The 20,734-nt window shown below is 73.5% G+C and carries 14 protein-coding genes and 1 pseudogene; 11 read left to right on the top strand and 4 right to left on the bottom strand.

Features of this window, described 5'->3' with window-relative positions:
- The first annotated feature begins 34 nt into the window (after window positions 1-34).
- Both ACFYM0_RS02310 and ACFYM0_RS02305 read left to right on the top strand, forming a co-directional pair.
- Complete coding sequence (locus tag ACFYM0_RS02310) at window positions 35-529, top strand: MarR family transcriptional regulator (RefSeq protein ID WP_388495698.1); 495 nt, start codon at window positions 35-37, stop codon at window positions 527-529.
- A 79-nt stretch (window positions 530-608) separates the two neighbouring features.
- Complete coding sequence (locus tag ACFYM0_RS02305; protein ID WP_388495697.1) at window positions 609-2,111, top strand: DEAD/DEAH box helicase; 1,503 nt, start codon at window positions 609-611, stop codon at window positions 2,109-2,111.
- Between the two features lie 86 nt (window positions 2,112-2,197).
- On the opposite strand, the gene ACFYM0_RS02300 is transcribed toward ACFYM0_RS02305, so the two are convergent.
- The gene (locus ACFYM0_RS02300; protein ID WP_388495695.1) at window positions 2,198-2,725 is read right to left on the bottom strand and encodes a hypothetical protein; all 528 of its coding nucleotides are present in this window, start codon (window positions 2,723-2,725) and stop codon (window positions 2,198-2,200) included.
- Window positions 2,726-2,960: 235 nt separating this feature from the next.
- Between ACFYM0_RS02300 and ACFYM0_RS02295 the strand changes: the two genes are divergently transcribed.
- Window positions 2,961-3,950, top strand: coding sequence for a hypothetical protein (locus ACFYM0_RS02295; RefSeq protein ID WP_388495694.1), 990 nt, complete (start codon window positions 2,961-2,963; stop codon window positions 3,948-3,950).
- Window positions 3,951-4,018: 68 nt separating this feature from the next.
- Here the strand turns inward: ACFYM0_RS02295 and ACFYM0_RS02290 are convergent, their stop codons facing one another.
- Both ACFYM0_RS02290 and ACFYM0_RS02285 read right to left on the bottom strand, forming a co-directional pair.
- The gene (locus ACFYM0_RS02290; protein WP_327251172.1) at window positions 4,019-4,555 is read right to left on the bottom strand and encodes an SRPBCC family protein; all 537 of its coding nucleotides are present in this window, start codon (window positions 4,553-4,555) and stop codon (window positions 4,019-4,021) included.
- A 54-nt stretch (window positions 4,556-4,609) separates the two neighbouring features.
- A complete protein-coding gene (locus tag ACFYM0_RS02285; RefSeq protein ID WP_388495692.1) occupies window positions 4,610-5,725 on the bottom strand; it encodes an NUDIX domain-containing protein in 1,116 nt (371 codons plus the stop codon).
- A 309-nt stretch (window positions 5,726-6,034) separates the two neighbouring features.
- Between ACFYM0_RS02285 and ACFYM0_RS02280 the strand changes: the two are divergent.
- From ACFYM0_RS02280 to ACFYM0_RS02250, 7 genes and pseudogenes are all read left to right on the top strand, one after another.
- A pseudogene (locus ACFYM0_RS02280) lies at window positions 6,035-7,786 on the top strand (VanW family protein).
- A 105-nt stretch (window positions 7,787-7,891) separates the two neighbouring features.
- Window positions 7,892-8,374 (top strand): hypothetical protein, encoded by a 483-nt coding sequence (locus ACFYM0_RS02275; RefSeq protein ID WP_388495690.1) that lies wholly within the window; start codon window positions 7,892-7,894, stop codon window positions 8,372-8,374.
- A 130-nt stretch (window positions 8,375-8,504) separates the two neighbouring features.
- Window positions 8,505-9,170 (top strand): NAD(P)-dependent oxidoreductase, encoded by a 666-nt coding sequence (locus ACFYM0_RS02270; RefSeq protein WP_388495689.1) that lies wholly within the window; start codon window positions 8,505-8,507, stop codon window positions 9,168-9,170.
- 75 nt (window positions 9,171-9,245) lie between these two features.
- Window positions 9,246-11,162: an RNA ligase family protein gene (locus tag ACFYM0_RS02265; protein WP_388495688.1), complete on the top strand. Its 1,917-nt coding sequence runs from the start codon at window positions 9,246-9,248 to the stop codon at window positions 11,160-11,162.
- On the top strand, window positions 11,162-14,110 hold the full coding sequence (locus ACFYM0_RS02260) for a poly(A) polymerase (protein WP_388495687.1): 2,949 nt from the start codon (window positions 11,162-11,164) through the stop codon (window positions 14,108-14,110). Before ACFYM0_RS02265 ends, ACFYM0_RS02260 begins: the two co-directional genes overlap by 1 nt.
- Window positions 14,111-14,437: 327 nt before the next feature.
- Entirely contained in the window at window positions 14,438-16,627 is a 2,190-nt protein-coding gene (locus tag ACFYM0_RS02255; protein WP_388495685.1) for a discoidin domain-containing protein, read from the top strand.
- Window positions 16,628-16,748: 121 nt separating this feature from the next.
- Window positions 16,749-17,822, top strand: coding sequence for a DUF1996 domain-containing protein (locus ACFYM0_RS02250; protein WP_388495684.1), 1,074 nt, complete (start codon window positions 16,749-16,751; stop codon window positions 17,820-17,822).
- Between the two features lie 349 nt (window positions 17,823-18,171).
- Here the strand turns inward: ACFYM0_RS02250 and ACFYM0_RS02245 are convergent, their stop codons facing one another.
- A complete protein-coding gene (locus ACFYM0_RS02245; RefSeq protein ID WP_388495841.1) occupies window positions 18,172-19,089 on the bottom strand; it encodes an NADP-dependent oxidoreductase in 918 nt (305 codons plus the stop codon).
- A gap of 318 nt (window positions 19,090-19,407) precedes the next feature.
- Between ACFYM0_RS02245 and ACFYM0_RS02240 the strand changes: the two genes are divergently transcribed.
- The gene (locus ACFYM0_RS02240; RefSeq protein WP_388495683.1) at window positions 19,408-20,727 is read left to right on the top strand and encodes an ROK family protein; all 1,320 of its coding nucleotides are present in this window, start codon (window positions 19,408-19,410) and stop codon (window positions 20,725-20,727) included.
- The last annotated feature ends 7 nt before the right edge of the window (window positions 20,728-20,734 follow it).

Raw genomic sequence — 20,734 nt, 5'->3', positions numbered from 1 at the left:
GAGCTAAGTAACTTAGATGCTAAGGAGTAACCGCGTGCAGGGCAAGCCCCGCCCCGCGGCCACGGTCCAGGAAGCGCTGTCGCGCATGGACCGGTACGTCGCCCTCGGCATCGTCGGCCAGCAGGAGGTCGCACAGCTCCTGGGGCTGAACGTCACCGACCTGACCTGCCTCGGCCACATCCTGGGCGCCGGAGAGGAGCCGCTCGGCGCGGGCGACCTCGCCGAGCTGACCAACCTCACCACCGGCGCGGTGACCGGCGTGCTCAACCGCCTGGAGCGCGCCGGGTACGCGAGCCGGCAGCCCGACCCCGCCGACCGGCGCCGGGTACGGGTGGTCGCGGAGCCCGCCGCCGCCGCGCGGATCTTCGCCGTCTACGAGCCCTTCTACGCCCGGCTCGGCGCGGTGTTCGCCGAGTACACCCCCGACGAGATCGCCGTCATCGCCGACTGGTTCGGGCGGGCTACGGCCGAGGTCACCGCCCATCTGGACCGCGTACGGGCCGGGGAACTCGGGCCGGTGGCCCCGTAGCCCCGATGGTAAAATTTGCCTTTTGGCGACGTTCGCGTCGCGCTCCCGATCATCTTGTGCGTCTCACGGAAGGTTCTGCATGAAGAACCCGTCACCTCATGGGCGCTTCGGCATCAAGCCCGGAGCGAAGGCAGGCCCGAAGGGCGGTGCGAAGGGCGGCGGCAAGACCCCGCGGACCCTCGGCCCCCAGGGCGAGTACTCAATGCCCCGGACGACCACGCCGGCGCTGCCGCCGGTGGAGTCCTTCTCGGAGCTCGGCCTGCCCCCTGAGCTGGTGACGACGATGGCCGACCAGGGGGTGGCGCAGCCGTTCCCCATCCAGGCGGCGACCCTCCCCAACTCCCTGGCGGGCCGCGACATCCTCGGCCGCGGGCGGACCGGCTCCGGCAAGACGCTCGCCTTCGGCCTGGCCCTGCTCGCCCGTACGGCGGGGCAGCAGGCCGATCCGAAGCGGCCGCTCGCGCTGGTCCTCGTACCGACCCGCGAGCTGGCGCAGCAGGTGACCGAGGCCCTGGCCCCGTACGCCCAGGCGCTGAAGCTGCGCATGGCCACGGTCGTCGGCGGACTGTCGATCGGCAAGCAGACGGGCGCGCTGCGCACCGGCGCCGAGATCGTGGTGGCCACCCCGGGGCGGCTCAGCGACCTCATCGGCCGGCGCGACGTGCACCTGGAGCGCGTGAAGATCGTCGTCCTCGACGAGGCCGACCAGATGTGCGACATGGGCTTCATGCCGCAGGTCACCGAGATCCTCGACCAGTGCCACCACGCCGGCCAGCGGATGCTGTTCTCGGCCACCCTGGACCGCAATGTGGACCAGCTGGTGCAGCGGTATCTGAAGGACCCGGTCGGCCACTCCGTGGACCCGCAGTCTGCTTCGGTGTCCACGATGGACCACCACGTGCTGCACATCCACGCCGCCGACAAGGTCTCGGCCGCGACCGAGATCGCGGCCCGCGAGGGCCGGGTGCTGATGTTCCTGGACACCAAGCACGGGGTCGACCAGTTCGTGAAGCACCTGCGGGCGATGGGCGTACGCGCGGAGGGGCTGCACAGCGGGAAGTCCCAGCCCCAGCGCACCCGGACGCTCGGGCAGTTCAAGGACGGCCTGCTCAACGTTCTGGTCGCCACCAACGTCGCCGCGCGCGGCATCCACATCGAGGACCTCGACCTCGTGGTCAACGTGGACCCGCCGGCCGACAGCAAGGACTACCTGCACCGGGGCGGCCGCACCGCACGGGCCGGCGAGTCCGGCAAGGTCGTCACCCTGGTGACCCCCAACCAGCGGCGCGACATCGTCCGGCTGATGGCCGACGCCAAGATCCGGCCGACCATCACCCAGGTCCGCTCCGGCGAGGCCGCGCTGAGCCGGATCACCGGCGCCAAGGCCCCCTCCGGCGTGCCCCTGGCCGGCGCCGCGGCCACCGACGCCAAGGGCCGGCCCTCGGGCTCGGACCTCGGCTTCCGCGGGATCGGCACCCGGCCCGGGCGGCCCGGCAAGGGCAAGGAGTCCCGCAAGACCATCGAGGCCCGGCAGGCCGCCGAGGCCCGCGCGGCGGCGCGGGTGCGGCGCGGTACGAAGTAGTACGACGGGACACGTGGCAGCACGGCGGAGGGCCGGGACCGCGGGTGCGGTTCCGGCCCTCCCGTGCGTCCCGTGAGGTCACGGGCTCAAGCGGCCCGCCGCAGCAGTCGCTGCGCCGCCGCGTTGCGGACCCGGCGGGTCCGGGCGCCCGCGGCGAGCAGCCGAAGGGCCTCGTCGGAGTGCAGGGACTGGGCCGCCGTCCGCTGACACCAGTCGGAGGCGGCGAGGAGTTCTGCCGGGGACCAGGGCTCGCCCCGGGTGACGGCCTTCAGCAGGGTCCACTCGCGCAGTCGGCGGGCAGCGAAGGTGCGGCCGCCGAGGGCCGCTCCGATCGCCTGCGCCCAGGCCGGAAAGGCCTCGTCGGCCAGCAGCCCGGCCGCCCGCCGGTCCAGGTGCGTGACCACCGCGCTCTCGGCCATCACCAGGTCCGGGTCGCGCAGGACGGCGGCGACGGCCTCGGCTTCCGCGGGCTGACCTGAGACGGCCGCCAGGGACTCCAGGTGCCGGGCGTAGCGCCAGTGCTCGGACGGCGCGTTCACCGCCACCGTGCCCGTCGTTCCCTCGCTCCGGCGCTCCGGGGCGCCTTGGCGTATCTGGTACTCGCTTCTCCCCATGCGGACATTCCACACGACACCGGTGAACGCCAGGTTGTCAGGGTGCCATCAAGCCCGCGGCGGCATCGTGCCGGCGCCGGCATCGAGGCGCCGACCCTGTGGCCAGGTACACCCCGACGCCCACATCCGCGCAGGTCACAGGAGCATCACGTGATCACGGCACGTCTTGTGCCACTCGAACGGCGACCTGTGGGATGGCCCGAACCAAGGACGAGGGCGGGGGCGGGGGCCGAGCATGTCGGATCCGGTGGACTACATCACGCGGCTACGGGCGGAGGCGCAGAGCCCGGACCGTGAAGAGGCCTTCCGCGCGGACCGGCACCGGCGGCGCCTGCGGCGCGCGTCCGTCGGAGCCGGCGCCGCCCTCGCGCTGGCAGGCCTCGCCACGTGGCTGGTGACCAGCACCGGTGAGCGGCCCGCCGACGAGCCGTACGCCGCCGCCGCGCTCGACGAGCGGTTGTGGCCCGACGCCTGGCCGGCGACGACCAACCTGCCGCTGCGCGGCTCGCCGGCCCGCACCTGGGCCAACGGCGCGGAGGACCTCCCGCTGCCCGCTCCCGCGGCGGTCGGTTCGCTGTCCCGCCGGCAGGTCTCGGAAGGACTGCTACGGGCACGGGAGTTCGTGGTCGCGGCCAATCTGGATCGGATGGTGCTCCGGGCCGGCCATCCCGCCCGGGCACTGGAACTGCTCGATCCGCAGGAGCCCGCACGTGCCCGGCTGACGGAGCACCTGCGCGCGCCCGGCCTCCCGGACGCCGATCCCACCGAGATGTTCACACGCTTCGACCCCGCCGAGCTCACCCTGGCCGACGAGGGCATCCGCGTGCGCGGCAGGATGGCCTTCGAGGCCGGCAGCGTCCCCGGACAGCTGCGGATCCGCGCCGACTACACCTTCGTCTACGCCGTGCGGCGCACCGAACCGCTCTCGGAGCCGGGGCCGGCGCCCGGCACGGAGGAAGTGGCACGGGTCGTCGTCCGCAGACAACTGGTCCTGCTCTACGCCCCGGCCGGGTCCCCCGGGGTGACGGCCGGGAAGCTGGTCCCGGCCGACTACCGCCGGCAGCTCGGCAACCACGACTGCGGCACGGTCGACGGCTTCGTCCACCCCTACTTCTCGAAGGAGGCGAAGGCCGCCGACCGGCCGTGGCCGGTGGTCGACCCGTACGACGAGAGCGCCGACATCCCCGCAGGCCCGCTGCGCTGCACCGTCCCCTCCCGCACCTGACCCGCCCCGGCTCCCGCACCTGACCCGGCTCCCGTACTCGACGTGACCCGGCGGGCCCGTCCGCCGCTTCAGGCCCGCGGGTCGTGGGCCTCGTAGCCGCCGGAACCCTGTTCGTTCGCGTGCCCCTGCTCCGGGAGCGGGGCGCCGGTCTCCAGGAGGGTCTTGAGACTGGACGCGAGCATCGGCCAGGCGCGCCCGCACATGCCGAGGAGGGTGCTGCCCGGTTCGAAGTCCTCGTGGAGGATGGTCAGCCGCGCGAGCGTGTCGCCGACCGGCTCGATCTCGTACGTCACCTTCGTGCGCCGCTCGCGGGCCAGTTCGGCGCGCAGCTCCTCGCCGATGCCCGCGGAAGCGGCCCACTGCGGGGTGAAGGTGTGCCAGGTGTAGGAGAGCAGCCGCTCCGGCACGCACTCCAGCACCACCTGCTCCGGATCGCTCGTCCGCGCCCCGCGTTCCACCCAGTCCATCGTCGAGCCCACCCGCCAGTCGGTCTCGAAGTCGAGCCCCCAGTACCGGCGGGTGAACGCGGGCTCGGTCAGGGCCTGCCACACCCGCGCGGGGTCGGCCTGGACGTACACGGTGTAGGTGATCGCAGTCTCGCTCATCCCCTCATGCTGCGGGACCGGGGCCCGCGGACCGGGGATTGAGCCGCTCTGCGCTCACCAGTGGCAGCCCTCGGCGGGGAGTTCCGTCGGTGGGGTGCGGGGCGGCGACGGGAGGGACAAGTGGACGCGTGCGCCGTGCACGGCGGCGAGTTCCTCGTGGCCCGCCCGGCCCCAGTCACTGAGTTCGCGGACCTGGTCGGGGGTGGCCAGCAGCCGGGCGTACGCCGGATCCGGGCCCGGTGGCAGCGCCGTGAGCCGGGCCGCGGTGCGCGGATGAGCGCCCTGGTCGGCGTACCGGTACCCGAGCGGGACCGCGGCCGCGGTGCGGCCCGCCGTCGGGGACGGGAGGCCGGCGGCGCCGGTGGCGCGGGCGACGAGCAGGAGGACGCGTCCGTCGGGGGCGAAGAGCCAGCCCGCGGGGTCCCGTGGCGTCAGGTGCGCGGGGACGGGCCCGGAGTGCCAGGTGCCGTGCAGCGGAACGCGGCGGCTGCGCAGAACGCCCAGCCGGTCCAGGGCGGTGGGGGTGGTGGGGCGGCCGTCCTCCAGCAGGGCGGTGCCGCCCCCGTTGATCCGGGCCCGCAGGGCGGACAGGGCGCGGCGGGCGTCGCCCGCGTCCATCAGGCCGGGCAGCTCGGCCGGTTCGGCGAAGTCGATGCCGGTGATCTCCTGCGCGGGGAGGCGGACGGAGTCGATGCGCTCCCGGGTCCAGGTGCCGCCGTCGAAGACGTGCAGGATCTCGCCGGGGAAGCACATCCCCGGCGGCATGCCGGGCGCGTCGGCCGGGACCCAGTCCACGGCGAGGCCGCGCGGGTAGCGGCCTTCGACGCCGAGCTCCTCGTACATCTCGCGGGCGGCCGCCGCGGCCGGTGCCTCGCCGGCGTCCACGGCGCCACCGGGCAGCAGCCGGTCGGGGCGGTAATCGACGCTCTGGACGAGGACGCGCCCGTCGGCATCGGTGACGAGGACGACCGCACCGGTCCAGAGCGTGGCGCGGGAGGCGCCGTACTCCTCCGGTGTCATCCACGTGCCCGCACGCGCGGCCGGGGTCTCCACCTCGGCTTGGGCTTGGGCTCGGGCCTGGGCTTGGGCATCGGCCTGGGCTTGGGCATCGGGTGGCGCCGGGGATGCGCCCGTGTCCTGCGTCACGTCCTCGTCGGTCAGCTGCGGCATCGGACTCCATTCACCGTAGGGGCACCGCGGGGATGCCGTGCGGCCCCGTCGCGCGGGCCTCGCGCGGTCATCGCGCGGGCCTCGCGCGGTCATCGCGCGGGCCTCGCCGGGGCGTTGCGCACGGGCGGACCCGCGGGCTGTGCAACAGCGCGGGCGGCCCCCGGGTTACGGAGATCCACACAATCCCCTTTGCCACCCCTATACCTCCTTATTACCTGGTTACACGGATCTTGCTACGTTCCCCGGGCGGACTGGCGGCATGAAAACCGCCGGTCCGACCACGTCACCGGACCGAGGAGAGACCCACACATGCGACGCGCACCCCGTACGGGCACCCCGGCGGCCACCGGCAAACGGTGGACCGTCCCGGGCGTGGCCGGCGTGGCGGGCGGCGTCGCGGTCCTCGGCTTCGGTGGGCTGTACGCCGCGGGCCTGCTGGCGGGCGACGACATGGCCTCCGGCACGAAGGTGCGCGGCATCGACATAGGCGGGATGAGCCGGGCCGAGGCCCGGCAGACCCTGAACCGTGCGCTCGGCCCGTCCGCCTCGGCCCCGCTGGCGCTGCGGATAGGAGAGCGGACCGAGCAGGCGCAGCCGGCGACGCTCGGCCTGTCCCTGGACACCGGCGCCACCGTCGACCGGGCGGCCCGCTCCGGCTCCCACCCCGTCAGCGTGATCGGCCGGCTGTTCTCCTCCGGTGATCCCGACGTGGAGCCCGTGGTCCGGCTCGACGAGAAGGCGGCCCGCGCCGCCCTGGACGGACTCCGCGCGAAGACCCGGCAGGAAGCCCGGGACGGCTCGGTCTCCTTCGAGAAGGGCAAGGCCAGGGCGGTTGCCCCGGTCACCGGCACCGACCTCGACGTCGGCGGCTCCCTCGCCGTGCTCCGCTCGTCCTACACCCGGCCCGCGGAGGGGGAGCGCGGCGGACCCGTCGCACTCCCCGTCCGGAGCACGGAGCCCCGTATCGGGCGTCAGGAGACGGAGCGGGCGCTCAAGGAGTTCGCCGAACCGGCGGTGTCCGCGCCCGTCACCCTGACCGTGGAGGGCAGGCGCATACCCGTCGGCCCCGCCGTCCTCGCCAAGCACCTCACCCTCAAGGACGACGGCCGGGGCCGCCTCGCGCCCCGCCTCGACGCCAAGGCGCTGCTCGCGGACCCGGAGCTGGCCGGTCCGCTGCGCCGGGCCACGCCGGGGCCGGTGGAGGCGAGGCTGCGTAGCGACTCCGCCGGCGCGGTCTCCGTCACCGAGGAGGGCCGGGCCTGACGCCGGGTCGCCGAGGAGGGGCTGTCCGCCGCCGTGCTTCCGCTGCTGACGCGGGCGGGCGCGGCGGAGCGCACGGGCGAGGTCGCCACGGAGGAGGTCCGGCCGAAGCTGACCGCGAACACGGTCGGGCAGCTGGGCATCAAGGAAGTGGTGTCCTCCTTCACCGTCGACTTCGAGAAGGCCCCGTACCGTACGACGAACATCGGGCGGGCCGCGGAGCTGATCAACGGCTCGCTCGTGCTGCCCGACGAGACCTGGAGCTTCAACCGCCGCGTCGGCGAGCGCACGAAGGAGAACGGCTTCGTCGACGGCCTGATCATCAACAACGGCCAGTACGAGAAGGCCGCGGGCGGCGGTGTGTCGGCGGTGGCCACCACCGTCTTCAACGCGATGTTCTTCTCGGGGGTCAAGCCCGTCGAGTACGGGGCGCACTCCTTCTACATCGAGCGCTACCCGGAGGGCCGCGAGGCCACCGTGGCCTGGGGCAGCCTGGACCTGCGTTTCGCCAACGACTCCGGCAAGGCCCTCTACATCCAGGCCGAGGCGACCGACACCTCGATCACCATCACCTTCCTGGGAACGAAGCGGTACGACGAGATCCGCGCGGTCAAGGGGCCGCGGACGAACGTCAAGCCGCCCGCCACGCGCACGGACACCGGCCCGAAGTGCGAACCGCAGTCCCCGCTGGAGGGCTTCGACGTCGCCGTCGACCGGGTGTTCGTGAAGGGCGGGGAAGAGGTCAAGCGGGAGACGATGAAGACCCGTTACACCCCGAGGGACAGCGTGACCTGCGACTGAGTCCTCCTGTCGAGGAGCCCGGACCACCCGTGCGGGTGAGCGCGTGAGAGTGAGCGGGTGTTCGTCGGGCAGGGTGGGCGGATGGAGTCGCGCCGGGGACCGAGGGTGCCCCTGATCATCGTCGCGCTGGCCGTGGCGGCCGGGTGTGTGACCGGATGTGTGACCGTGGGCCCGGCCGCCGGGCCGGGGGCCGTCCCCGGGCCCGGCGCACGGCCCGCGCCGGCCGAGGTACGGACGGACCTGCCCGGACCGGCGACCGAGGCCTGGCCGCTGGGGGCGCTGCCGGAGGCCGAGCAGCATGCGGATCCGGTGCCGGACGGGCCCCCGAACGCCTTGCCCGGGGCCGCCGTTGCTCCGCGGCCGGCCGCGCCCGCGGCGCCGGCCGCCCGGGCGCGCAGCCGGGTGAAGCCCGCCGCACCGCGCCGCCGGCCGGAGCGCCCCCGGCGGGCCACGCCGAAGAAGCCCGCGGCTCCCGCCCCGAAGGCCCGCGGCGCCCGTCCCGCGCCGAACCGCACGTACGACATGGCGCCGCTCTGCGCGGCGGCCCGGGGGACGGTGGACCCGGCCATCGTGGCGCTGTGCCACTGACCGTGCTGTGCCACTGACCGTCCTGTGCCGCTGACCGCGTGGCGCTGCCGGGTCCGGGAGGCGGGATTCGCTTGGATGGGCCCGGCGGACCCCGACCGGGGCCCTCCAGCCCCCACCTCCAGGAGTGGCCATGGCGAAGATCGCTCTCTTCGGCGCGACCGGCACCATCGGATCCCGCGTGCTGCACGAAGCACTCGGGCGCGGGCACGAGGTCACGGCCGTCGTACGCGATCCCGCGCACTTCGCCGAGTCCGACGCCAGCTCCGCGGACGTCACCGTCGTCCGCGGCAATGTCCTCGACCCCGCTTCCGTGACCCAGGCCGCGGCAGGGCAGGACGTGGTGGTCAGCGCGTACGGTCCGGGCTCCGGGGATCCCGGCACGCTCGTCGGTGCGGCGAAGGCACTGATCGGCGGTGTGCAGGCCCTCGCTGCGGACGGGCCCCGGCCGCGCGTGGTCACCGTCGGCGGGGCGGGCTCCCTGCGCACCCCCGGCGGACCGATGGTCTGGGACCAGGCCGGGATTCCGGCGCCGATCGTCGCCGTCATGCACGCCCACGGGGACGCCCTCGACTTCCTGCGGACCGTTCCGGTGGAGGAGGTCCACTGGACCAACCTCAGCCCCGCCGCCACGATCGAGCCGGGCACCCGGACGGGCGCGTACCGGCTGGGGCTCGACGACCTGGTCGTGGACGACCACGGAAACAGTCTGATCTCCACGGAGGACTTCGCCGTCGCCCTGCTGGACGAGATCGAGCGCGACGCGCACCCGGGCAAGCGGTTCACCATCGGGTACTGAGATATTCGCTGTTCCGGGCCCGTTCCGCCTCCCTAGAGTGACCGTGCACCAGCCTCGGCCCGCAGGGAGCGGATCATGCGCACGCACTACCCCCGGACCCCGCACCTGCCCTGGTCCCCGGGTGCGACGTCCGACGACGTGCGGACCACCGGGCCCGGCATGCTGGCCGGGTTCGCCGGGCGCGAGGTCGTGGTCACCGAGAAGCTCGACGGCGAGAACACCACCCTCTACACCGACGGCCTGCACGCACGGTCGCTCGATTCCGGCCATCATCCGTCACGGGCCTGGGTGAAGGGCCTGCAGAGTCGTATCGGCCCGGGGATCCCCGCCGGCCGGCGGGTGTGCGGGGAGAACGTCTACGCCCGGCATTCACTTGCGTACGGGGAACTCGACTCGTGGTTCTACGGGTTCTCGGTATGGGACGGCGACCACTGCCTGGACTGGGACCGGACGGTGCTCTTCCTGCGCGGCCTCGGCGTGCCGGGACCGCGCGTCCTGTGGCGCGGCGTCTTCGACGAGCGGGCGCTGCGCCGCCTCCGGCTGGACACGACGCGGCAGGAGGGGTACGTCGTGCGCACGACGGCCGGCTTCGAGCGCGCCGACTTCGGCCGTCGCGTGGCCAAATGGGTGCGGGGCGGGCACGTGCAGACGGACACGCACTGGATGTACGCCCAGGTGGTGGTGAACGGGCTCGGTCCGGCGGCCGCCCTCTGGGACGCCCGGTCCGGAGCGGATCCGGACACGGCCGGGCTGCTCCGCGCGGTGGGGGCGCACCCTGCGGTAGGGGCGGCGGGGGTCGAGGAGCTGGTCAGCGAAGTGGCGGACCGCATCGACGGGTTGAGCGTGCGCAGGTCCGGCGAGGACCGGCTGGCCGGAGTTCTCGCGGCGGCCCTGCACGGCGTACCGCGCGCCGCGCTCGCATCCCGGCTGGCGTCGGGGCCGCTCGGAATGGCCACCGCACGCCGGGTCGCCGACCTGGTCGGGCTCTACCCGGCGCTGCGCAGGCCCTTCCCGTATCCGGACACGGAACGGCGGGCGGGGCTCGTACGGATGGCGGAGGCCGCCGATCTGGGGGTGCTGCACGCACTGGCGGGGGCGGTCTCCGGGCCGGGCGGGCCTGGTGGATCGCCCGGGTCGCCCGGGTCCGGCGAAGGTGGCGAGCGGGGCGACGGGGCCGACGCATGCGTGGAGTGGTCCGCGCTGCACGCCGAGGAGGCGGGGCTGCTCGGGCCCGCGCCGCTGGACCCGCTGCGGACCGGACTCCGGGAGGCCCTCGCCGCAGCCGGCATAGGCGGCGGCGATGACGGCGGCAGCGGCAGCGGCAGCGACGGCGGCGGCAGCCGCGATGCCGACGCAGCCGACCGCTGCTGGGCCGAAGCGCGCCACGCCTACGGGCAGGGCAGACTGACCGGCGCCGAGGAGGCGGTCGCGGCGACCTGGCGCTGGCGGGACGGCGGCGCCTTCCCCCGGCTCGTGCAGCTCTGCGGACCTTCGGGCAGCGGGAAGAGCACCTACGCCCGGAACCTGCCCGGGGTCGAGGCCTGCATCAGCCTCGACGACCTGCGCGGCGCCAGGGGTTCCCGGGCGGACCAGCGGGACAACGCGGACGTGCTCCGCGAGGGCCTCGACCGGCTGGACGCCGCACTCGCCTCGGCCGCGCGCCGAGGGGGCACGGTGGTGTGGGACGCGACCTCCCTCACGGCACAGCAGCGCGGGCTGGCGGGCACGGTCGCCCGGCGGCGGGACGCGCTGGTCACCCACGCGGTGCTGCTGGTCGAGGAGGCGGAGCTGCTGCGCCGCAACTCCACGCGCGCGCACCCGGTGCCGGAACAGGTGCTGACCTCGCAGCTGCGCAGGTTCGCTCCGCCGTATCCGGGCGAGGCGCACCGCACCTGGTACATCGGGGCGACCGGAGCCGTCGAGGACACGGCGGGCGCGATCGCTGCGCCGATGCGTGCGACGGCCCGTACGGCGACCCGGCGGGAGGGCTGATGCGCACCAGCGAGGAGCTCTACCACCAGGTCCGCTGGGACCCCCGCTTCGATCCCGCCCGGTTCACGCTGGGCCTGCTGCAGCGCGGCGCGGCGCCGAAGCGGATCCCCCTGCCCTCCTTCGTACCCGGGGGCGACATCCCCTGGCACCGGGTGCTGTTCGTGGAGGCGGACGGCGAGCTGGTGTGGGACCGGGCGACGGGCGTCGACATCATCGACAGCACCGCGGCCGGGAGGGTCGGCGACCCGAGGCTGCTGCGGGCTCCGTTCTTCACCGCGCGGACCCCGTACGCGTGGGACGCCTCCGGTGACGGCGCCTGGCGGGCGGCCCCCGAGGTCGCCACCCGCACCCTGAAGCCTTCGCGCGTAAGCCTGTTGACGTGGAACACTCTCTGGGACCGGTACGACGCCCCGCGCATCGCCACCGCCCGGCGCAGGCCGTTGCTGCTGGCCGACCTGGCGGCGGCCGACGCCGATGTCATCGCGCTCCAGGAAGTGGAGCGCGAGCTGCTCGGCATGCTGCTCGCCGAACCGTGGGTCAGGGCCGCGTACACGGTCGCCGCGGACCCGCGCGGCCGGGACGTGGCGGAGAGCGGGCTGCTTGTGCTGAGCCGTCTTCCGGTGCGGGAGGCGGGCGTTCACGCACTGGGTCCGCACAAGGCGGTCGTCGCCGTGACCGTGGACACGGCGGGCGGGCCGCTGGTGGTCGCGGCCACCCATCTGACGAGCGATCACACGGAGCGGGGCGAGGACCGCCGCGCGGCCGAACTGGCACGGATCTCTCAAGGATTGTCGGGGATCGAGGCCGCCGACGTGGCCCTGGTCGGCGATTTCAACGACGGCCGGTCGGGATCCGAGGGGCCGGCCGGGGCGCTGGGCCTGCGGGACGCGTGGACCGAGGTCCACGGGGTGCAGGACGGGACCCCCACCTTCGATCCGGTGGCCAATCCGCTAGCGGCGGTCGGGTCGTTGTCGGGCCGGGCGGCTCGCCTGGACCGGATCCTGTTGCGGTCGGCGGGGGTTCGCGTGGCAGAGGCCGCCCTGCGCGGCGACTCCGCGGCGGCGGACGGTCTGTTCATCTCGGATCACTACGGGGTCGAGGCCACCCTGGACTTCGGCCCTGCGGGCGACGGAGACGATACGGGTGACGGACACGGCCACGGACGCGGCCACGGCCACGCGGTACTCGACGTCCACGCCACCGCACGGACGGCGGTGGCGTGGCTGGCGCCGCTAGACGAGGCGGTGGAGGCGGTACGTCGCGCCCACGACCCGCAGGCGGAGCGCTGGCCGGCGCACGTGAACCTGCTCTTCGGCTTCGTACCGGAGTCCTCCTTCGAGGCGGCACTGCCCCTGCTGGCCGAAGCCGCCGCCGATTCGGCCGCGTTCACAGCCCGGCTGCAGGGCGTGCAAGGCTTCGGCCCGACCCTGTGGCTGGACCCGGCGGCAGCCGGCGACGCGCCGTGGCAGGAGCTCCGGCGGGCGCTGGCGGCACGCTTCCCGGGCTGCCGGGGCCGGGCCGAGGGGTTCACCCCCCACCTGACGCTGGGACGCAGTCCCGATCCCCGGCGCGCGGAGCGGGAGTTCGCGGCGCGCCTCGGCGGCGGCCGGTCGGCGCGCGTGGACTCCCTCGCCGTACTGTCCCGGCGCGGCGACGGCCCGATGAAGGTCCGGGCAACGGTGGAACTGGGCACCGGAAGGACCACCTGGACACAGGAACCCCCGAGCCCCTCGCCGACCGGCCCCGGGCCCGAAGAAGAGGCCGGGGCCTGCGCCGATGCCACGGCCGGATCCGCTGACGCCGATGCGGGAGCCCGTGCAGCGGCCCGCTCCGAGGCCGGTGCCGCGGCCCTCGCGGCGCGGATCGCGGCGGCGCTCCCCGAGGGGGTCGTGCACCTGGCCGGCTCGCGTCGGATGGGCTGCGCGCTGCCCGATGCGGATCTGGACCTGGTCGCGGCCCTGCCCGGCGCCGTCGCCCTGGCGGAGGTGCGGGAGTTGGTGGCGTCTGCCCTGCCCGAGGCGGAGCGGCTCCGTGAGGTGACGGGCGCCCGGGTGCCGGGCCTGCGGCTGCGCGCGGCCGGGCTGGACGTGGACCTGGTGGTGGTGGCCACCGGTCCGGTGCCGCCGGACCGGGCGGTCGCCCGGCGGGCGGAGCTCGGCGAGGCCGCGGCGGTGGCGCTGAGTGCGGTGAGCGACGCCGAGGCGGTACGGGCCTTCGTGGGCCCGGAGCACGCGGCGTTCGCGGGGCTGGCCCGCGAGGTCAAGGCCTGGGCCCGGTCCCGTGGTCTGGACTCGGCGCCCTTCGGCGGTCTGCCGGGAGTCGCCTGGTCCGTGCTGGCCGCCCACACGGTCCGCTCCGCCCCCGGCCTCTCCCCCGGCACCCTGCTGCGCACCTTCTTCGCCACCTGGGCCGCCTGGGATTGGCGCACCCCGGTGAGCCTGACACCCGACCCGTACCCGGGTGCCGGCGAGGGCGGCGTCACGGTGCTCACCCCCTCCGCCCCGGTGCGTAGCTGCACCACCCAAGTCGGCGCCGGGACGGCGGACCTGCTGACGCGGGAGCTGTTCGCCGCGTGGGAGGCACTGGACGAGAGCCCCTCGGCGCGGCTCTCCGTCACCGGCGGCGTGCCCCCGCACCGCCGGCACGCCGCCTGGGCCGTGGTCACGGTGACGGGTTCCCGGCCCGGCGACTTCGAGGACAACCTCGGCCGCACGCGCGGCCGGCTCCGCGCCCTGCTCGGCGCCCTGGCGGAGACGGGCCTCGCGGACGCCCATGCCTGGCCCCGGCCCTTCGAACGGACGGCGACCCTGGCCCGCTACGCGATCGGTCTCGGTCACACGCCACCGGACGCGAGCACGCTGGCCGCGCTCGCCGTTCCCTGGGCGGCGAAGCTCCCCGGAACCGAGGTGACGTGGGCGGACTGCGGCACCGTTCCCGACCTCTCCTGACGACAAGTAACGAACGCACGGCAGCGCCCAGCCGGCAACCGGGCCCCACTCTCCGAACGCACGGCGAGGGCTCCCGACCGGAGCTCCGCCCCGCCACAGCGGGCACGGCGAGACGGAGCGGTCAGAGCCTCAGTAGAGACCTGTGAAGTTTTTTCGTCAATACTTTTCACAAGGATTGAAGAAACCCCAAGTTCACGGGCCTGATGCGTGTTTGACACGTCGTTGGATCTTCAGTTCATGAACGTGCAAACCCTTGACGGCCCCGGCCCCGGGCAGTTCACTCACGCTTCGATCCCCCCGGATCCAAGACGTCAGGAGTAGCCCCGCATGCCCCTCCTCTCCTCCCACCCTCCCCACCGGGCGAGTCGTCCCCCGCGCCGGCCCCGGCTGACCGTCGCGTCCCTGGCGGCCGCGTTGATCGCGACCTTCCTCGTGCTCCTCCCGAGCACCGCGGCGACCGCCGCGCCCACGCTCCTCTCCCAGGGCAAGCCCGCGACCGCCTCCTCCATCGAGGGCGCCGGCACCCCCGCCTCCGCCGCCGTCGACGGCAACAACGGCACCCGCTGGTCGAGCCAGTTCACCGATCCGCAATGGATACAGGTCGACCTCGGTGCCACCGCCCAGCTGAGCCAGGTCGTCCTGCGCTGGGAGACCGCCGCCGCGAAGGCGTACCGAGTCGAGCTGTCCACGGACGGCGCGAACTGGTCCACGGCCTACTCCACGGCCAACTCCGCCGGCGGGGTCCAGACCCACGACATCACCGGCAACGCCCGCTACGTCCGCGTGTACGGCACCCAGCGCACGACCGGATACGGCTACTCCCTCTGGGAGTTCCAGGTCTACGGAACCACCGGCGGCACCGGCCCGACCCTCCCCGGCGGCGGTGACCTCGGCCCCAACGTGATCGTCTTCGATCCGTCCACGCCGAACATCCAGGCCAAGCTGGACGAGGTCTTCGCCCAGCAGGAGTCGGCGCAGTTCGGCTCCGGGCGCTACCAGTTCCTCTTCAAGCCGGGTACCTACAACGGCCTCAACGCCCAGCTCGGGTTCTACACCTCGATCTCCGGCCTCGGGCTGAGCCCGGACGACACCACCATCAACGGCGACGTGACCGTGGACGCGGGCTGGTTCGGTGGCAACGCCACCCAGAACTTCTGGCGTTCGGCCGAGAACCTGGCCCTCAACCCCGTCAACGGCACCGACCGCTGGGCCGTCTCCCAGGCCGCCCCGTTCCGCCGCATGCACGTCAAGGGCGGCCTCAACCTGGCCCCGAACGGCTACGGCTGGGCCTCGGGCGGCTACATCGCCGACTCGAAGATCGACGGTCAGGTCGGCAACTACTCGCAGCAGCAGTGGTACACCCGTGACAGCTCCATCGGCGGCTGGTCCAACAGCGTCTGGAACCAGGTGTTCTCCGGCACCCAGGGCGCACCCGCGCAGAGCTTCCCGGAGCCTCGCTACACCACCCTCGACACCACCCCTGTCTCCCGCGAGAAGCCCTTCCTCTACCTGGACGGCTCCGAGTACAAGGTCTTCGTCCCGGCCAAGCGCACCAACGCGCGCGGTACTTCCTGGGGCAACGGGGCCCCGCAGGGCACCTCGGTCCCGCTGAGCCAGTTCTACGTGGTCAAGCCCGGCACGAGCGCCGCGACGATGAACCAGGCACTGGCCCAGGGCCTGCACCTGCTCTTCACCCCGGGCGTCTACCACGTCAACCAGACCATCCAGGTCAACCGTGCGGACACCGTCGTCCTGGGCCTCGGCCTCGCCACCATCATCCCGGACAACGGGGTGACGGCGATGAAGGTCGCCGACGTCGACGGCGTGAAGCTCGCCGGTTTCCTGATCGACGCGGGCCAGGTCAACTCCCCCAGCCTGCTGGAGGTCGGCCCGGCCGGCACCACCACGGACCACGCGGCGAACCCGACCACCGTCCAGGACGTGTTCATCCGCGTCGGCGGCGCCGGAGCCGGCAAGGCGACGGCCGGCATGGTGATCAACAACCACGACACGATCGTCGACCACACCTGGATCTGGCGCGCCGACCACGGCGACGGGGTGGGCTGGGAGACCAACCGCTCCGACTACGGGTTCCGCGTCAACGGTGACGACGTGCTGGCCACCGGCCTGTTCGTCGAGCACTTCAACAAGTACGACGTGGAGTGGAACGGCGAGCGCGGCCGCACGATCTTCTTCCAGAACGAGAAGGCGTACGACGCACCCAACCAGGCCGCGATCCAGAACGGTTCGGTCAAGGGATTCGCCGCCTACAAGGTGGCCGACTCGGTCAACACCCACGAGGGATGGGGCCTGGGCAGCTACTGCTACTACAACGTCGACCCGACCATCCGTCAGGACCACGGATTCCAGGTCCCGGTGAAGCCGGGCGTGAAGTTCCACGACATCCTCGTGGTCTCGCTCGGAGGCAACGGCCAGTACGAGCACGTCATCAACAACACGGGCGCGCCGACCTCCGGCACCTCGACCACCCCCTCCACCGTCGTCTCTTTCCCCTGATCACCCCCTGACGCCCGGATCGCGGGGCGGCCACCGGCCGCCCCGCGTTTTCCGGGGCAACCGAGAGAGCGCTCTCCCATCCTCGCGCCCTCTGCCCCCTCCCTCCAGAAGGAGCTGAACCATGCACCTCCGACCGCGGACCCTGTCCGCCTTCCTGGTCTCGGCGGCCATCGCCGTGACCGCGGCCGCCGGTCTCGGCGCAGCCACGCTCACCGCGCAGGCCTCGCCCGACTCGGGCACCGTGCACATGAACATGGACCACTCCGCCGTGGAGGCGGTCGCCGGGGGCGACGACCCCGACGGCGACGGGTACATCCCGGCCGTTCCGCAGGTCACCGGTGTGACCCCGTCCTGGAACAACCCGCCGGACCGCTACTTCCACGAGTTCCAGGCCAACTGTGCGGTCACCAAGACCGCGCCCGACGACCCGATCGTGTACGCGGGCCGGCCCGGCGCCTCGCACGACCACACCTTCATGGGCAACACCGGCACCAACGCCAACAGCACCACCGCTTCCCTGAGTGCCGGAGGAACGGCCTGCACCGCGGTCGGCGACCTGTCCGGCTACTGGATGCCGACGCTCTTCAACGGCAGCCAGAAGGTCCTGCCCACCGGCCCCCAGGTCATCTACTACAAGACCGGGGTCACCGACTACACGAGCGTGCGCCCCTTCCCCAAGGGTCTGCGGTTCCTCGTCGGCAGCCCGACCCAGACCGCGGCGGAGTTCCGCGCGCACAAGGGCTGGGTCGAGGGCTGGGAGTGCGGTGAAAGCTTCAAGAACACCGAGTTCCCGGCCAACTGCCCGGCCGGCAGCCAGCTGAACATCCGCATGCAGTCGCCCAGTTGCTGGGACGGAAAGAACCTCGACGTACCGGACCACAAGGCTCACATGGCCTACCCGGTCACGAAGCCCGGCAACAACGACAACGTCTGCCCCGCCTCCCACCCGGTCGCGGTCCCGATGGTCGAGTTCAAGATGGCCTTCCCGGTCAGCGGGGACATGTCGCAGGTCAGGCTGGCCAGCGGATCCGGCCACTCCTTCCACTACGACTTCTTCAACGCGTGGGACGAACGCACGCTGAAGGCCATGGTCGACCAGTGCATCAAGGGCGGCCTGCAGTGCAACAACCGCGGCTTCGACCAGTACCACCCGGAGGCCGGCACCGTTCTCGGCCCTGACGGCCGCCTCCCGTAGGGCGCCGGCCTCGTCTCCGCGCCGTCGACGAACCTGGGCAACGGCACGCCCAAGGTCACCGCTCCCACGAAGACCGGCACGTGGAAGCCCTACGTCAAGGCCAAGGACGGCCGCGGCATCGTCGGCGTCGAGCAGCGCTCGGTGAAGGTGGTCCCGCCACCGGTGTCGGGCACGAACGTGGCACTGAACCGGACCACGACGGCGTCGACGTTCCACTTCGACGTCTACGCCTGATCCCGGGCGACGCCCCGACGCACCCCGCACACCCCGCACACCCCGCGCGCCGCCCGGAACCGATCCGGGCGGCGCGCGGTCGTGTGCCGGAGGACTCCGGAGGGCTCCGGAGGACTCAGACCTCCAGGACGATCTTCCCGGCCGTGTGCCCCTCGCGGCTCAGCTCGAAGGCGGCCGCCAGTTCGGCGAGCGGGAAGGTCTCGGCGACGGTGACGGTGAGCTGACCGGCGTCGGCCAGCCGGCCCAGCTCGGCGAGGTCGGCGCCGACGGGCCGTACCCACATCCACTGGCCTCCGGCTCCGAGCACCGTGTGGTCGGCGATGGAGGCGTGCCGGCCGCCCTCGGCCAGTACCGCAAGGGTGGCGTCGAGGACTCCCCCGACGAAGTCGGCGACCACGGTGACCCCGTCGGGCGCCAGAGCACGGACCCGGTCCGCGAGGCCGTCGCCGTACTCGACGGGTTCGCATCCCAGCTCGCGCAGCCGGTCGTGGTTGCGGGCGGAAGCCGTGCCGATGACGCGAGCCCCGAGCGCGCGGGCGATCTGCACGCCCAGGGAGCCGACGCCGCCCGCGGCTCCGTGCACGAGGACGGTGTCCTCCTTGCCGGTGTCCAGGCGCGTCAGCAGCTGGTACGCGGTGAGGCCGGCCAGTGGCAGCCCCGCGGCCTGCTGCCAGGTCAGGGATGCGGGCTTGGGCGCGAGGGCCCGTACGGGCACGGTGACGAACTCGGCGAAGGTGCCGCCGTGGACGTAGTCCTTGCGGGCGTAGGCGACGACCTCGTCGCCCGCGGTGAACTCGGGGGTGTCGATGCCCACGTACTCGACCGTGCCGGCCACGTCCCAGCCGGGGACGACGGGGTAAACGACGTCCATCAGGCCGTCGAGCCCGCCCGCCATGATCTTCCAGTCGACGGGGTTGACGGAGGCGCAACGGACCCGGACGAGGACCTCGCCGGGGCCGACCTTGGGCACCTGGATCCGGGCCTCGGAGAGCACCTCCACTCCGCCGTACGTGTCGTACGTCATCGCCCGCATGGTGCCCTCTTGGTCCTCGGACATACCTCTCGCCTCTCCGTGAGCCGGTCGCGTGCCCCCCGCCCCCCATCCCACCACGAGGAGCCGCGCCCGCCCCGGGAGGAGGGGCGGGCACGGCGCGGCGGAGCGGTTCGGGGAGGGCCGAGACGGGGCGGGGCGCACGGGGGCCGGGGGCCGGCAGCCGGCTCTCACCGGGCGGGCGGCGGCCCCATTCCTCCGCGCTATTAATTCAGGACGTGAATTAAGTGGCGGGAAAGTGTCGCGCCCGAGGGCCGCGCAAAGGTATGTTGCGATCGGTGTCAGGGCGGAAGGAGCCACATGACGACGGGGCGCGGTGGACGTACGGTGCGGGACCTGCGAAGGGGCAACCGCAGCATCGTGCTGCAGCAGTTGTACTTCGGCGGGCCCATGAGCCGGCAGGAACTGGGTCCCGCGACCGGGCTGAGCTCGGGTTCCGTCAGCAACGTGGTCGGTGAACTGGTCACGGACGGACTGCTGGAGGAGGCCGGCATCGTCGACTCCGACGGCGGCCGCCCCCGTACGCTGCTGCGCGTCGCTCCCGGCAGCGCGCACATGATCGGCGTCGACGTGGGCGAAACCCGTGTCAGGGTCGAGCTGTTCGACCTCACCCTCACCGAACTGGCGCGCGCCGAACTCCCGTTGCAGCCGCGCGGCTGCTACGACGTGGGCCCGATCGTCGACCACGTGCGGAGCGGGATCGCCTCCGTCCTGGAGCAGGCGGGGGTCGGGACGGACCGGCTCCTGGGAGTCGGCATCGGCGTACCCGGCATCGTCGACCGCGACGCGCCGGGCGGAACCGTGGTCCACGGGCAGACCATCGGCTGGGACGCGGTCCCGCTGGAGGCGCTGCTGCGCGCGACGGGAGCCGTGCCGCCCGGAGTCCCGTACATCATCGACAACGGGGCGCGCACGCTCGGCCAGGCGGAGATGTGGTTCGGCGCGGGACGCGGGGCCCGGGACGCGGTGGTCGTGCTCTTCGGCTCCGGCGTCGGGGCGAGCCTGATCACCGACGGTTCCCCGGACGGCGCCGCGACCGGGAGCGCACCCCTGGAGTGGGGCCACCTGACGGTGCAGGTCCGCGGGCGGCGCTGCCGCTGCGGGGCCCTGGGCTGCCTGGAGGCCTACACGGGAGCGGAGTCGCTCCTGGCCCGGTGGGCGGAGCGGGGCGGCGGCGCAGACGCGGCCGCCGGGGACGAGGAGGACGCCCTGGCCGCGCTGCTGGCGGCGGCCGGCGCGGGGGACGCGATCGCACTCGACGTGCTCGACGAGACCGCGGAGTACCTGGGCGCGGGCCTGTCGGACGTCATCAACCTCTTCCAGCCGGAACGGATCCTGATCGGCGGCTGGGCGGGTCTGATGCTGGGCCCGCACATCCTCCCGGCGGTACGGGAACACGCGACGCGCTACTCGCTGCGCCACCCCGCGGCCCGGGTCACCATCGGCCTGGGCGCACTGGGACCGGACGCGGTCACGGTGGGCGCGGCCACCCTTCCCCTGGCGGCCTTCTTCGCCACGGGCGGCCGGCGCACCCCACCGGAGCCCGCGACGGAAGCCCCGGGCTGGCAGACGTCCCTCCGGACCCGCGGGGACGCCGCGACGGCGGCGGGGCGGGGGTAGGACGGGG

The sequence above is a fragment of the Streptomyces sp. NPDC006487 genome (assembly GCF_042870555.1).
Lineage (GTDB): Bacteria > Actinomycetota > Actinomycetes > Streptomycetales > Streptomycetaceae > Streptomyces.
Note: the sequence above shows the minus strand (reverse complement) of the source record. Positions and strands in the feature narration are given on the sequence as shown.